11 protein-coding genes are annotated in these 13,125 nt (G+C 68.9%); 3 read left to right on the forward strand and 8 right to left on the reverse strand.

The genetic code is table 11. The features are described 5' to 3' along the window. Positions 1–141: 141 nt before the first annotated feature. Complete coding sequence (locus tag IEW24_RS22035; protein WP_188582732.1) at positions 142–2,703, forward strand: bifunctional diguanylate cyclase/phosphodiesterase; 2,562 nt, start codon at positions 142–144, stop codon at positions 2,701–2,703. A gap of 245 nt (positions 2,704–2,948) precedes the next feature. Here IEW24_RS22035 and lysA read toward each other — a convergent pair whose 3' ends face one another. The 4 genes from lysA to argH form a co-directional block, all read right to left on the reverse strand. Then, a complete protein-coding gene (gene lysA, locus IEW24_RS22040) occupies positions 2,949–4,214 on the reverse strand; it encodes a diaminopimelate decarboxylase (RefSeq protein ID WP_188582734.1) in 1,266 nt (421 codons plus the stop codon). A gap of 240 nt (positions 4,215–4,454) precedes the next feature. Next, positions 4,455–4,781: an LPS translocon maturation chaperone LptM gene (lptM, locus tag IEW24_RS22045; protein ID WP_244644606.1), complete on the reverse strand. Its 327-nt coding sequence runs from the start codon at positions 4,779–4,781 to the stop codon at positions 4,455–4,457. 126 nt (positions 4,782–4,907) lie between these two features. Beyond that, positions 4,908–5,546: a 5,6-dimethylbenzimidazole synthase gene (bluB, locus tag IEW24_RS22050; RefSeq protein ID WP_188582737.1), complete on the reverse strand. Its 639-nt coding sequence runs from the start codon at positions 5,544–5,546 to the stop codon at positions 4,908–4,910. After that, positions 5,543–6,928 (reverse strand): argininosuccinate lyase, encoded by a 1,386-nt coding sequence (gene argH / locus IEW24_RS22055; RefSeq protein ID WP_188582739.1) that lies wholly within the window; start codon positions 6,926–6,928, stop codon positions 5,543–5,545. The genes bluB and argH overlap by 4 nt, the downstream gene beginning before the upstream one ends. Before the next feature lie 105 nt (positions 6,929–7,033). Here argH and tlpA point away from each other — a divergent pair, with 105 nt between their 5' ends. After that, a complete protein-coding gene (gene tlpA, locus IEW24_RS22060) occupies positions 7,034–7,732 on the forward strand; it encodes a thiol:disulfide interchange protein TlpA (protein WP_373870123.1) in 699 nt (232 codons plus the stop codon). Positions 7,733–7,756: 24 nt separating this feature from the next. On the opposite strand, the gene IEW24_RS22065 is transcribed toward tlpA, so the two are convergent. The 3 genes from IEW24_RS22065 to fixL all read right to left on the reverse strand — a co-directional run bounded on the left by IEW24_RS22065 (position 7,757) and on the right by fixL (position 10,372). Then, positions 7,757–8,170 carry a response regulator gene (locus IEW24_RS22065; protein ID WP_188582743.1) on the reverse strand — a complete coding sequence of 138 codons (414 nt, stop codon included), beginning with the start codon at positions 8,168–8,170 and terminating at the stop codon, positions 7,757–7,759. A 104-nt stretch (positions 8,171–8,274) separates the two neighbouring features. Beyond that, positions 8,275–8,910, reverse strand: coding sequence for a response regulator FixJ (fixJ, locus tag IEW24_RS22070; RefSeq protein WP_188582745.1), 636 nt, complete (start codon positions 8,908–8,910; stop codon positions 8,275–8,277). Next, positions 8,903–10,372: a two-component system sensor histidine kinase FixL gene (gene fixL / locus IEW24_RS22075; RefSeq protein WP_188583268.1), complete on the reverse strand. Its 1,470-nt coding sequence runs from the start codon at positions 10,370–10,372 to the stop codon at positions 8,903–8,905. The genes fixJ and fixL overlap by 8 nt, the downstream gene beginning before the upstream one ends. Before the next feature lie 339 nt (positions 10,373–10,711). Between fixL and IEW24_RS22080 the strand changes: the two genes are divergently transcribed. Continuing rightward, positions 10,712–11,470, forward strand: a complete 759-nt coding sequence (locus IEW24_RS22080) for a helix-turn-helix domain-containing protein (protein ID WP_188582747.1) — start codon at positions 10,712–10,714, stop codon at positions 11,468–11,470. Between the two features lie 213 nt (positions 11,471–11,683). Here IEW24_RS22080 and hemN read toward each other — a convergent pair whose 3' ends face one another. Then, positions 11,684–13,033 (reverse strand): oxygen-independent coproporphyrinogen III oxidase, encoded by a 1,350-nt coding sequence (hemN, locus tag IEW24_RS22085; protein ID WP_210324273.1) that lies wholly within the window; start codon positions 13,031–13,033, stop codon positions 11,684–11,686. Positions 13,034–13,125 lie beyond the last annotated feature (92 nt).

A 13,125-nucleotide genomic window follows, 5' to 3' on the forward strand; every position in this document is an offset into this window, starting at 1 on the left:
CAAGCCTTAATTGCATACAATGTAGCCCGGCGGGCCAAGCCGCCTTCAGGGTGCATTCTTGTTGCCACACAGCTATCGCGATACTGGCGGTACTTTCGTCTGGCCCTCTAGGATGCCGTCCTTCGGTATTCGGGATGGCTCATGCTGCGTTCGTGGTTGAAGTCGCGCGACGCAGGCGGGGCGAGGGTCTTTGCCCGGTGGACACTGCCCGCTATCGCGGTGCTTGTGGCGGCGACGTTCGTCCTGTCCGCGGCTCTCCTCCTCCATGCCGGCCGGCAGGAGGATGACCGTTCGCGCATCCGTACCGAGACCCAGATCCGCGGGCTGATGGCCCAGGAGGAAGGCCGGCTCATGCGCACGCTGGCCGCCTATGCGGACAGCGGCGACAGCTACGCCCATCTGCATCTCACCGTCGATCTGGACTGGGCCTTCACCCGCGACAATCTCGGCCCCAAGCTCCATCGCCTGCTGGGCATCGATCAGGTGCTGGTGATCGGCCCCGACGACCGGCCGGTCTATGAGCTGGTGGCCGGCATGCCGCGCACGCCCGATCCCGCCCATCTGCCGCCCGGCGTGCCGAGCACGCTGGAAGACGCGCGCGCGGGCTCTGTCCATGGCCTGTTCTGGGTGGATGACAAGCCGGCCATCCTGGGCGTCGCCGCCTTGACCCCCGGCGCCGACCCGACGCTGGCCCGCGACGGGCGCAAGGAGAGCCTGCTGCTCTTCGTGCGCTTCGTCAGCGACGACGTGCTCGGCCGCATCGGCCAGCAGATGGCGCTCGCCGACCTGCATCTGGCCCGTGAAAATGCCGCCGAGACCGAGCCGCTTGCCCTCTCCACCCGCAACGGTCCGCCGGTCAAGCTGCACTGGACCACCCATGCGCCCGGCCAGACCGTGACCGCCATGGTGCTGCCCTGGCTGATGGCCTCGGGCGGCGCGCTGGTGGTGCTGACCTGGCTGACGCTGGCCCACGCCTCCTCCAGCGCCCGCGAGATGGAGCGCGCCACCCGCCTGATGCACGACAATCGCGAGGCGCTGCTCGCCAGCGAGGGCCGGTTCCGCGACGTGGCCGAGGCCGCCTCCGACTGGATCTGGGAAACCGATTCCCGCTTCTGCCTCACCTATCTGTCCGAGCGCTTCGAGGTTCTGACCGGCCGCCCCGCCGCCGGCCTCATCGGCCAGCCGCTGGACCGCATCCTCAGCGCCACGGACGGTGCCTTCGCCGCTTGGGCCCAGCGGGCCGAGACCCATCCGCCCGTGCCGCTCACCTGCCGCTATGTGACGGCGGACGGCGCGACCCGCATCTGCCGGCTCGCCGCGCGGGCGGTGCGCGGGGCGGACGGCCGGATCACCGGCTTCCGCGGCACCGCCACCGACATCACCGCCGAGGTGGAGGCCCACCGGCAGGTGGAGCATCTGGCGCTGTACGATCCGCTCACCAGCCTGCCCAACCGCGCGCTGCTGATGGAATTCCTGGCCGGCGCGCTCTCGGGCGCGGAGGCCGGCAAGCGGAACGTGGCGGCGCTGCGTATCAGCCTCGTGGCCTTCAAGGCCGTCACCGAGCGCTATGGCCTCCCGGCGGGCGACGATGTGCTCACCGACGCCGCCCAGCGGCTGCGCCAGAACATCCATGACAACGACCTCGTGGCCCGGCTGGGCGCGGAGGAGTTCGCGCTGGTGGCGAGCGCCCCGGCCAGCCGCGCCGCCATCGAGAGCATGTGCGCCCGCCTGCAGGCGGCGGTGAGCGCGCCCTACGTCCTGCCCGAGGGCGACGAGGTGCAGATCGGCTGCGCCATCGGCGTGGCGCTGGCGCCCGCCGATGCGGTCACGCCCGAGGATCTGCTGCGCTGCGCCGAGCTCGCCATGCAGTATGCGCAGGGAGAGGACGGGCCGGGCGTCGCCTTCTTCACCGCCGACATGAACGAGCAGGTGCGCACCAAGCGCACGCTGGAGCACGATCTGCGCCGGACGGTGGGCAGCGAGGATTTCGTTCTCCTCTACCAGCCGCGCTACTGCACCGAGACGCTGGAGCTGGTGGCGGTGGAGGCGCTGGTGCGCTGGCTGCATCCGCGCTTCGGGCTGCTGTCGCCGGACCAGTTCATTCCGCTCGCCGAGAGCACGGGCCTCATCGTGCCGCTGGGCGAATGGGCGCTGCGCCGCGCCTGCTCGTGCATCGCCAAATGGCCGGATCTCGTGGTGTCGGTGAATGTGTCGCCGGTGCAGTTCCGGCAGGGCGACCAACTGCTGGAGGCCATCCGCTCGGCCCTGAAGGAGAGCGGCCTGCCGCCCCGCCGGCTGGAGCTGGAGCTGACCGAGAACGTGCTGATCGAGAATACCGAGAAGGCGCTGGAGGTGCTTCAGGAGATCAAGAAGCTGGGCGTGGGCCTCGCCATGGACGATTTCGGCACCGGCTATTCCTCGCTGAGCTATCTGCGCAACTTCCCCTTCGACCGCATCAAGATCGACCGCCGCTTCGTGAGCGACCTCGACCAGGGCCGGGACGGGCAGGGCATCGTGGAGGCCATTCTGGCGCTGGCGCGGGCGCTGGGGCTGGCGGTGACGGCGGAGGGCGTGGAGACGTCCAGCCAGTACAGCTGGCTGCGCAAGGGCGGCTGCGACGAGGTGCAGGGCTTCCACTTCGCGCGCCCGCAGTCGGAAGCCGACCTGCTGCTGCTGAAACCCCGCGTGCGTACTCACGCCTGAGAGCGCTGAAGGGGTGCCCGCCTGCGACTGATCGTGGCTTAGTCAGCGACCTGAATGCAGCAATACATCGTCATCCCCGGACTTGATCCGGGGATCCACGTGGTACCGCTCGGATCGGTCTTCAGAGGTCTGTACTGTCGGCCTGACGTGGATGCCCGGGTCAAGCCCGGGCATGACGAGCGGATAGGATGCGCGAGCCTTCGCAAGCCCGCTCGAAGCGCGCGCTCTCCTGCTCCTTCAGTCCCTCAGTCCAGCCAGCTCGGCAGGCGGTCGAGGGCGATCAGGGCGTCCACGTCCACGCGCGGGCGCACCACGGCGGCCTGCGGGCCGCTCACCAGCACTTCCGGGATCAGGGCGCGCGTGTTGTAGGTGCAGGCCTGCACCGCGCCATAGGCGCCCGCCGTCATCACCGCGATCAGGTCGCCGGGCACCAGCTCGGGCAGCGCGCGGTCGAGGGCCAGATAGTCGCCGGTCTCGCAGACCGGGCCCACCACATCCACCGTCTTCAGCGGCGCGTTGGGGCGGTTCAGCACCGGCAGCACGTCGTGATGCGCCTCGTAGAGCGTCGGGCGGATGAGGTCGTTCATGGCCGCGTCCACGATCACGAAGGTCTTGCCCTCGCCATGCTTCACATAGAGCACGCGGGCGACCAGGATGCCGGCATTGGCCACGATCATGCGGCCCATCTCGAATACCAGCGGCAGGTCGAGCCCGCCCAGCGCCTTCTCCACCACCGCCGCATAGGCGTCGGGGGCGGGCGGGACCGGGTCGCCGGCCACGTAGGGCACGCCGAGGCCGCCGCCGAGGTCGATATGGCGCAGCTTGTGGCCCTGCGCGATCAGGTCGCGCGCCAGCTCGGCCAGCAGCGCGATGGCATTCTCGAACGGCGCCATGTCGGTGATCTGGCTGCCGATGTGCATGTCCACGCCGGTGATGGCGAGGCCGGGGAGCTTCGCCGCCTCCGCATAGACCTCCCGCGCCCGCGAGATCGGGATGCCGAACTTGTTCTCGGACTTGCCGGTGGAGATCTTGGCGTGGGTCTTGGCGTCCACGTCGGGATTGATGCGGATGGAGATGGGCGCGGTGCGGCCCATGCTGCTCGCCACCTGCGACAGCGCCACCAGCTCAGGCTCGCTCTCCACGTTGAAGCACAGGATGCCGGCGTCCAGCGCCGCCACCATCTCCTCGCGGGTCTTGCCGACGCCGGAGAAGACGATCTTCTGCGCCGGGATGCCGGCCGCCAGCGCGCGCTTCAGCTCGCCGCCGGACACGATGTCCGCGCCCGCGCCGAGCTTCGCCAGCGTGGCGATGACCGCCTGATTGGAATTGGCCTTCAGCGCGTAGCACAGCAGCATCTCGCGCTTGGAGAAGGCGGCGCTGAAGACGCGGTAGTGGCGTTCGAGCGTGGCGGTGGAATAGCAGTAGAAGGGCGTGCCGACCTCGTCCGCGAGGGTGGTCAGGTCAACGTCCTCGGCCCGGAGGCGGCCGTCGTGATAAACGAAATGGTGCATAGCCAGCGCAAGTCCACATTCAGCCTAGAGCATGTCCGGCTTTGATTGCTGCGCAATCCAGGCCGCAAGACATTCCCTATCGAAGAGTTGGCGTGTTTCAGTGCTTCCATGAAACAGTGAAACGCTCCAGGCGCGCGCGTTTCCGCGCGGCGACGGCGCAGTCCCTAGCATGCTTGGGAGGCGGATTCACGGGTCAGATGACATCCGATCCAATCCGGCCCCGCCGGATCGGCGTTCTGCTCAGAGCAGGCCGTCGAGGATGAAGGGCTTGTTGGGGCGCTTCACTTCATTGAGGGGCACCGGCGCGGCCGTGGAGCCGCCAGCCTGTGCGCCCGTGGCGCCGCCGCTGCTGCCGAGTCCGCCGCCGCCGGTGGTGGAGCCCACGGACGAGGTGATGTTCACCCGGCTGGTGGCGCTGGGTCCGCTGGTGGCGCTGTGGGAGTCCGGGGCCGGCTGGCCGTTGGCGGCCTGCGGGGGCTCCAGCGGACCTTTCACGCCGCAACCGGCAAGGGTCCCGGCACAGGCGAGGACCAAGGCAAGGGCGGGGAAGCGAAAGCGTCGGGACACGGAACACCTCAGGCAAGAACGCGTCGCCACTATAGCGACCGGTACGGCGAAGGCGAGCCCCAGAAGGACACACCTCCCGGTGCATCTGATCGGGGTCACGACCTTGTCAGGGCAGGACGCACAGCTTCAGCGGCGCAGCAGAAAGCTCTCAGCGGGGCGGCGGTGATCCCAGCCGGATAGTTCCAGCGTCGGCACCTCGTGCTCCGCCTGCGGATGGCCGATGCATAGATAGCCGACGAAATGCCAGCCCTCCGGCACCTCCAGCGCCCGCCCGACGCCTGCGGGATCGAGAATAGACACCCAGCCCACCCCGATGCCCTCGGCGCGGGCGGCCAGCCACAGGGTGTGGATGGCGAGCACGGCGGAATAGTCGATGGCCTCCGGCATGGTGCGGCGGCCGAGGCCGTGGCCCTGCGCGGTGGCCGCATCGGCGAACACGGCCAGATGGCAGGGGGCGTCATCCAGCCCCGCCAGCTTGAGCCGGGCATAGGCCGTCTGCCGGCAGCTGTCCTGCGCCGCCAGCGCCTCCGCGTTCGCCGCCTCGAAATTGGCGCGGATGGCGGCGCGGCGGGCGGGCTCCGTCACTTCCACGAAGCGCCACGGCTGCGACAGGCCCACCGAGGGCGCAAGGCAGGCGGTGGCGATGAGCCGCTCCAGCAGGCCCTCGGGCAAGGGATCGGTGCGGAAGGCGCGCACATCCCGCCGCCACGCGAAGAGCTGGTGAAGCTCCTCGCGAAAGGCGGGGGAAAAGCGCGGCCCGCTCACGCCGCGCCGAGCTTCTTCAGCCAGCGGCGGGCCTGCTGGCGCACGCGGGCCGGGGCCGTGCCGCCATAGGAGGTGCGGCTGCGCACGGAGGCGGTGACGGTGAGCACCGAATACACATCCTGCGTGATGCGCTTCTCCACCTGCTGCATGTCCGCCAGCGGCACCCGGTGCAGCGGCAGATTGCGCTCGGAGGCGAGGCCCACGATGCGGCCGGTGACGTGATGGGCATCGCGGAACGGGATGTTCAGCGTGCGCACCAGCCAGTCGGCGAGATCGGTGGCGGTGGCATAGCCCTGCCCGGCGGCGGCCTTCATGCGGGCCGCATCCGGCTCCATGTCGCGCACCATGCCGGCCATGGCGGCGATCACCAGCGAGAAGGACGAGAAGGCGTCGAAGGCGCCTTCCTTGTCTTCCTGCATGTCCTTGGCATAGGCCAGCGGCAGGCCCTTCATCACCACGAGGATGCCGGTGAGCGCGCCGATGATGCGGCCGGCCTTGGCCCGCACCAGCTCGGCGGCGTCGGGATTGCGCTTCTGCGGCATGATGGACGAGCCGCTGGTGAAGGCATCCGACAGCCGGATCAGGCTGAAGGCCGGCGAGGTCCAGATCACGATCTCTTCAGCGAAGCGCGAGAGATGGATGGCGCAGATGGAGGCGGCCGAGAGCGTCTCCATCACGAAGTCGCGGTCGGACACCGCGTCCAGCGAATTGGCGGTCGGCCGGTCGAAGCCGAGCGACTTGGCGGTGGCATCGCGGTCGATGGGGAAGGAGGTGCCGGCGAGCGCGGCCGAGCCCAGCGGGCTCTCGTTGAGGCGCTTGCGAGCATCGGCCAGACGGCCCCGGTCGCGGCCCAGCATCTCCACATAGGCCATCAGATGGTGGCCGAACGTCACCGGCTGCGCGGTCTGGAGATGGGTGAAGCCGGGCATGACGGTGGCCGCATGGGCCAGCGCCTTCTCGGACAACGCCACCTGAAGGTCGGCGATCTGGGCGTCGAGCGCATCCACCGTGTCGCGCACATAGAGGCGGAAGTCGGTGGCCACCTGATCGTTGCGCGAACGGGCGGTGTGCAGGCGGCCGGCGGGGGCGCCGATGATCTCGGCGAGGCGGGACTCCACGTTCATGTGGATGTCCTCCAGCTCGCGCTTGAAGGAGAATTTGCCGGCCTCGATCTCTGACAGGATCGTGTCTAGACCCTTCTGGATCTTCTGAGCATCTTTTGCCGCGATGATCTTCTGGGCGGCCAGCATGGCCGCATGGGCCTTGGAGCCGGCGATGTCCTGGGCGTAAAGACGCTGATCGAAGCCGATGGAGGCGTTGATCTCCTCCATGATGGCGTCAGGCCCGGTGGCGAACCGCCCGCCCCACATCTTGTTGCTCATGACGGACCTCCGATGACCGATACCAAGCTGCCGCGCCCGGAAAACGACCCAGTGTCGAACCCTGCCCCGGCCGCGCCGCGCGCCGCCCGCAAGGGGCCGTGGGGCATGATCGGTCTGGTGGCGGGAGCAACGGTGGCTGGGGCCGTGGTCGGCGCGCTCGCCCTATACGGGATGAATGGCCTCCCCGGCAATGCGTCGGCGACGAAACCGCTGACCGCCGAGACCAAACCACAGGCGGATGGCACCGTCCCCGCCGCCACCGCCGCCCTGAGCGATCCCGATTGCACCGGCGCCGTGACCACCGCCAAGGGCCTCGCGCCGCTGGCCAAGGGCGAGCTTGCGGCCTTCAGTCTCGCCACCACGCCCCGCCGTCTGCCGGAACTGGCCTTCACCGATGCGGACGGCAAGCCCGTGACGCTCGCCGACCTGAAGGGCAAGACGCTGCTGGTGAATCTGTGGGCCACGTGGTGCGTGCCCTGCCGCAAGGAAATGCCCGCCCTCGATCAGCTGGAGAAGGTTGCCGGCGGCAAGGACTTTCAGGTGGTGGCGATCAATCTGGATACCCGCGACCCGAAGAAGCCGCATGCCTTCCTGAAGGAGATCGGCGTTTCCGCGCTGGCCTTCTATGCGGACCCGGAGACGAAGAGCTTCCAGGCGCTGCGCAGCGTCGGGCGCGGCTTCGGCCTGCCGACGACGCTTCTGGTGGATGCCAAGGGCTGCGAACTGGGTTTCCTTGCGGGGCCGGCGGAATGGGCCTCGGAGGACGCGCTCGCGCTGATCCGCAAGGCCACGCAGGGGATCTGAAGGGCCGGCCGGACGGGCCGGTGGCTACTGCGCCGGGCGCAGGAACGTGTCGCGCACCGCATCGCTCAGGGCGTTGGAGAACAGCGGCTTCTCGATGATGGCGATGCCCGCCTTGTTGGCGCGGCGGCGCACCAGCTCCGTGGGGTGGCTGGTGATCAGGATCGCCGGCCACTGCATGTGGCGCTTCTTCAATTCGCGCAGCAGCTCAAGGCCGTTGAGGCCGGGCAGATTGTAGTCGATCACCAGACAGCCGCGCGTGGGCAGGCCGGTCATGTCCTCGTGCAGGATTTCGTCCGCGGTGGCGAAGATGCGCACGTCGAAGCCTTCCAGCTCCAGCGCGAACTTGAGCGACCCGCGCACTGCGGGATCGTCATCCACCACGACCACCACCGGTGAGGCGGGGCGGTCGATGGCCTGTTCATCGCCAATTTGGAGCATAGGGTGCCTCGGGCAAGGCAGCCTCGCCGGGCTGCCCGCAGGCCGTCACCATCGCGGTTCCGGGCCTTGCGGACCTTGAGTTAAATCAAGGGACGGGACGGGGGCTACTGCCGTACCGGGATGTCCCCCGGCGCAATGCCCGCCAGCAGCGCCATGCGCACCAGCTCGGGCAGGCTGGCGGCCTGCATCTTGGTCATCACATTGGCCCGGTAGACCTCCACCGTGCGCGGGCTGATGCCAAGGTCATAGGCGATGGTCTTGTTGGCATGGCCGGCGACCAGACATTCCAGCACCTGCCGCTCGCGCTGGGACAAGGCGGCGAGCCGGCGCACCACCTCGCCGCGCAGGCCGTCTTCCCGCTCGGCGGCGGCGGTGCGGCCGAGGCAGGTCTTCACCGCCCCCAGCATGGCGGTGTCGTCGAACGGTTTTTCGAGGAAGTCGGCGGCGCCGAGCTTCATGGCCTCGACGGCGAGGGGCACGTCGCCATGGCCGGTCATGACGATGACGGAGACGCGGGCGCCGCGGTCGTTCAGCTCCTTGAGCAGGTCCACGCCGCTCATGCCGGGCATGCGCACATCCGTGACCACGCAGCCCCGGTCCAGCGCCACGCCGGCATCGAGGAAGGCAAGGGCGGAGGTGTGCTGCTGCACGGGGATGCCGGAACTCTCCAGCAGGAAGGCAAGGGATTCGCGGACCGCGTCGTCGTCGTCGATCACATGCACCGGAAGCGCATCAGGCATCTTGCATCGCCTCCTCGTCGACGGTGCGCAGGGTAAAGCGGAACACGGTCCCGCCCTCGGGATTTGGCTCGGCCCAGATGCGGCCGCCGTGCGCCTCGATGATGGTGCGTGAGATGGACAGGCCGACCCCCATGCCGTGGGCTTTCGTGGTGACGAAGGGCGTGAACAATTGTGACCGCATCTCCTCAGATATGCCATGCCCTGTATCGGAGACGGAAATCGTCACCATGTCGTCCTCCGCCGGCGCGGTCTGGACGAGCAACTGGCGACGCGGCGCCTCCATCATGGCTTCGAGGGCGTTGCGCATCAGATTGAGCAATACCTGTTGAACCTGCACCTTGTCGGCGAGCACGAGGTCGCAGGTGGTGTCGAACTGATACCGCACCTGTATGCCGTGCTCCTTGGCGCCGACGAGGGCCAGCGCGCTGGCTTCCTCCACCAGCTTGGAGATGCTCTCCAGCCGCCGCTCGCTTTCCCCGCGCGAGACGAAGTCCCGCAGGCGGCGGATGATCTGGCCGGCGCGCAGCGCCTGCTCGGCCGCCTTGTCGAGCGCGCCCGTCAGCATGGGCAGGCGCTTGGGATCGCCGTCCTCGAGGATGCGGCGGGAGCCCTTGATGTAGTTGGCGATGGCTGAGAGCGGCTGGTTCAGCTCGTGGGCGAGGGTGGAGGCCATCTCGCCCAGTGCGGTCAGGCGCGAGATGTGCACCAGCTCGGCCTGCAGTTCCTGCAGGCGGGCTTCGGTTTCCTGCCGCTCTGTCAGGTCGCGGATGAAGCCGGTGAAGAAGCGCCCGTTGCCGGAGTGCATCTCGCCCACCGCCAGCTCCATGGGGAAGGTGGCGCCGTCCTTGCGCTCGCCCGTGACCACGCGGCCGATGCCGATGATCCGCCGCTCGCCGGTGGTCATATAGCGCAGGAGATAGCCGTCGTGATGATCCCGGTGCGGGTTGGGCATCAGGATCGACACGTTGCGGCCGATCACTTCCGAGGCGGTGTAGCCGAACAGGCGCTCGGCGGTGGTGGAGAAGGACTGCATGACGCCGCACTCGTCGATGACGATCATGGCGTCGGGCACGGTGTCGAGAATGGAGGAGAGGTGCGCCTCCCGCGCCAGCAGCGCGCGGTCGCGCAGCAGCGCATCCACGCGCGTGCGCCGCAGCCGCTCGCCGAGCACGGCGATGCCCACCCCCGCCAGCGTGAACAGGGCGAGGGTCTGCCAGTCGTCGATGGTGCCGACGTCGAGACAGATCGACCGCAGCACGGTGCCGGCGCTGGCCACCAGAGTGGCGCCGAGGCCGGGCAGCAGGCCCTGCGTGCTGGCGGCCACCGCCACCACGAGCAGAATCAGCAGCACACGCGGATCGAACGGCCGGGCGTCGAGGGCAGCGGCGACGAGGAGCACCAGCACGGCCGCGATGGCGCCGGGCAGCGCGTGCCGCAGCGCGTCCGACAGGCTCTGCGGCATGTGCGGACCCTTGGGGGGCAAGGCCTGGATGTTGGTCCTGTTCACTGGATATGCGTCCTGCTCATGGCTGCCTGACCGGACCTTGGCGACAAGATGTCGCGCAGTCCTAAATGCCTACCGTTTGACCGCATGTGCCTACCGTTTGGACATAAAATCCTACCGTATCGGAACAATTGCACGCAATGTATGCATTGCGTTGCGGCAACCCGCCTCATATCACCGTGCTTAACAAATGTACGTAAAACTACTTAAGGGCCTGGCCTTAAGGAGTGAATCCGAATTTTTGCACCGCAGCTACAGCGCTACTCCATGGCTTAGAAAAAGTTGGAGACCAGTTCGATGTCGACCGCCGCCAGCGCCATCGCCCATATCGCGAGCATCCCTCCGCAAGCCTATGCCCATGCCATGCCCTCCGGAAGGTGGAGCGAGATTGCCAAGGGCACCGCTTCCATGAGCCTCAACGGCGAAGCCGCCAGCCCCGCCCAGGTCGTCGCGGCCCTTGGGACCCCGGTCTCCTTCTCCCGCAACAGCGAAATCTTCGGCGACGACCAGCTTGCCGAGCATGTCTATGTCGTCACCACCGGCGTGGTGCGCATCTGCAAGCTCATGGGCGACGGCCGCCGCCAGATCGAAACCTTCTGCCTGCCGGGCGATGCCTTCGGCTGGGAGACGGGCGACCGCTACCGCTTCTCCGCCGAGGCGGTGAGCGAGTGCCGTCTGGTGCGCGTGAAGCGCTCCGTTCTCTTCTCCCGCGCCGGTGCCGAGCCGGAACTGGCCTGCGCGCTCTGGGCGCTCAGCTTCGCCGAACTCCAGCGGGCGCAGGAGCACCTGCTGCTGCTGGGCCGCAAGACCGCTCAGGAGCGCGTCGGCTCCTTCCTGCTGGACCTCGCCCGCCGCGCCGGCACCACCACCGCCTCCAACGTGACCGAGCTGCAGCTCGCCATGTCCCGCCAGGACATGGCCGACTTCCTCGGCCTCACCATCGAGACGGTATCGCGCACGCTGACCTGCCTTGAGGAGCAGGGTACCATCTCGCTGCCCTCCTCGCGCCGCGTGCAACTGCGTGACCGCTCGGCCCTGCGCCGGCTGGACAGCTGATCCCTTTTCCAACCCCGTCGGTCCCGGCTCCATGGGACCGGCAGGTGTACTGCCCCCCTTACGCCGCCGCGCGCCATCATGGCCCGGCGGCGTTTTCTTGCGCGCAGCCACCCGTGCCCCTCGCTCCACCGCTCCGATGGACGGCGTCGCGGATGCGGCCGGCCGCATGCCGGACGCATCTCCCGTGGGGCGTGAGGGGGCCGGGCGCATGTGTCAGACCGCCGCCGCGTGGCGTCGCGGCCCGGCGTCGTCGTCCGGGGGCGGCAGATAGGCGTCGAACACCGCCGCCACCGTACGGGTGAAGGCGTGGGCTTCCGGCGGCACGGCGAGTCGCGCGCCCCGGCGCACCACCAGCCCGTCCGCCTCCATGGCGGCGAGCCGCTTCAGCTCCGCATCGCAGGTGCCGGCCGGGAAACGGTGACGGGCCAGCAGCGCATCGAGATCCACGCCGCCGTCGCACATGATGCGCTCGATCACGTCGCGCCGCAGGCGGTCTTCCGCCGTCAGCGCCCGGCCGCGCGCGATCGGCAGCCGGCCCTCGGCCATGGCATTGTGCCAGGCGGGGGTGGCGGGCAGGTTCTGCACATAGCCCTGCGGCAGCGCGCCGATGGCGGAGGCGCCGAAGCCGAGCAGCACGGGGGCGTCATCCGTGGTGTAGCCCTGGAAATTGCGATGCAGGGTGCCGGCCTTCGCCCGGCGCGCCATGGCGTCCGTGGGCCTGGCGAAATGGTCGAGCCCGATGGCGACAAACCCCTTGGCGGTGAGCAGATCGGTGATCGCCTCCGCCTGCGCGAGGCGCTCGGCCGGTCCGGGCAGGCTCGCCTCGGGGATGAGGTTCTGGTGCTTCTTCATCCACGGCACATGGGCATAGCCGAACACGGCGATGCGGTCGGGATCGAGCGCGAGCGCGGTCTGCACCGAATTGAGCACGCTGGCGACGGTCTGGTGCGGCAGGCCGTAGATGAGATCGAGATTGAGCGAGGAGATGCCGGCCGCGCGTAGCGCCTTGGCCGCATGCGCGGTTTCCTCGAACGACTGGTGGCGGCCGATGGCCTCCTGCACGGCGGGATCGAAATCCTGCACGCCGAGGCTGGCGCGGGTGAGGCCGGCGGCGGCCAGCGCCGTCACCATCTCCGGGCTGAGCACGCGCGGGTCCACCTCGATGGCAAGCTCGGCGTCCGGCTCCACGTCGAAATGGGTGCGGATGTCGGCCATGAGCGCCGTCATGTCTTCGGCCGAGAGCAGGGTGGGCGTGCCGCCGCCCCAATGCAAATGCGAGACCTTGAGCCGGCCGGGAATGAAAGCGGCGACGCGGGCGATCTCGGCGCGCAGGCGCTCCGCATAGGCGGCCACCGGCGTATAGCGCCGAGCCACCGATGTGTTGCAGCCGCAATAGATGCACAGCTCCGCGCAGAAGGGCACGTGCAGATAGAGCGAGGCATGGGCGCCGGGCGCCAGCTCGGAGAGCCAGCGGGCATAGGTCTCGCCATCCACCTCGGGGCTGAATTGCGGGGCGGTGGGATAGGAAGTGTAGCGCGGCACGTTGCGGCCATAGCGGGCCATCAGCGCGTCGGGGGCCAGCGGGGCTGGCGTCTGGGCCGGCGCGCGGGCGGCGGGCGCGGCAAGGTCGAGGGGGCTGGGGGCGGTCATGCACT

It is taken from the genome of Azorhizobium oxalatiphilum, from assembly GCF_014635325.1.
GTDB lineage: Bacteria > Pseudomonadota > Alphaproteobacteria > Rhizobiales > Xanthobacteraceae > Azorhizobium > Azorhizobium oxalatiphilum.

Coding starts and splice junctions, on each gene's coding strand:
- IEW24_RS22035 (WP_188582732.1), top strand. CDS start 142: ATGCTGCGTTCGTGGTTGAAGTCGCGCGACGCAGGCGGGGCGAGGGTC.
- fixJ (WP_188582745.1), bottom strand. CDS start 8,910: ATGCCTGATGCGCTTCCGGTGCATGTGATCGACGACGACGACGCGGTC.
- IEW24_RS22080 (WP_188582747.1), top strand. CDS start 10,712: ATGTCGACCGCCGCCAGCGCCATCGCCCATATCGCGAGCATCCCTCCG.
- IEW24_RS22065 (WP_188582743.1), bottom strand. CDS start 8,170: ATGCTCCAAATTGGCGATGAACAGGCCATCGACCGCCCCGCCTCACCG.
- tlpA (WP_373870123.1), top strand. CDS start 7,034: ATGATCGGTCTGGTGGCGGGAGCAACGGTGGCTGGGGCCGTGGTCGGC.
- argH (WP_188582739.1), bottom strand. CDS start 6,928: ATGAGCAACAAGATGTGGGGCGGGCGGTTCGCCACCGGGCCTGACGCC.
- fixL (WP_188583268.1), bottom strand. CDS start 10,372: ATGCCGCAGAGCCTGTCGGACGCGCTGCGGCACGCGCTGCCCGGCGCC.
- hemN (WP_210324273.1), bottom strand. CDS start 13,033: ATGGCCCGCTATGGCCGCAACGTGCCGCGCTACACTTCCTATCCCACC.
- lysA (WP_188582734.1), bottom strand. CDS start 4,214: ATGCACCATTTCGTTTATCACGACGGCCGCCTCCGGGCCGAGGACGTT.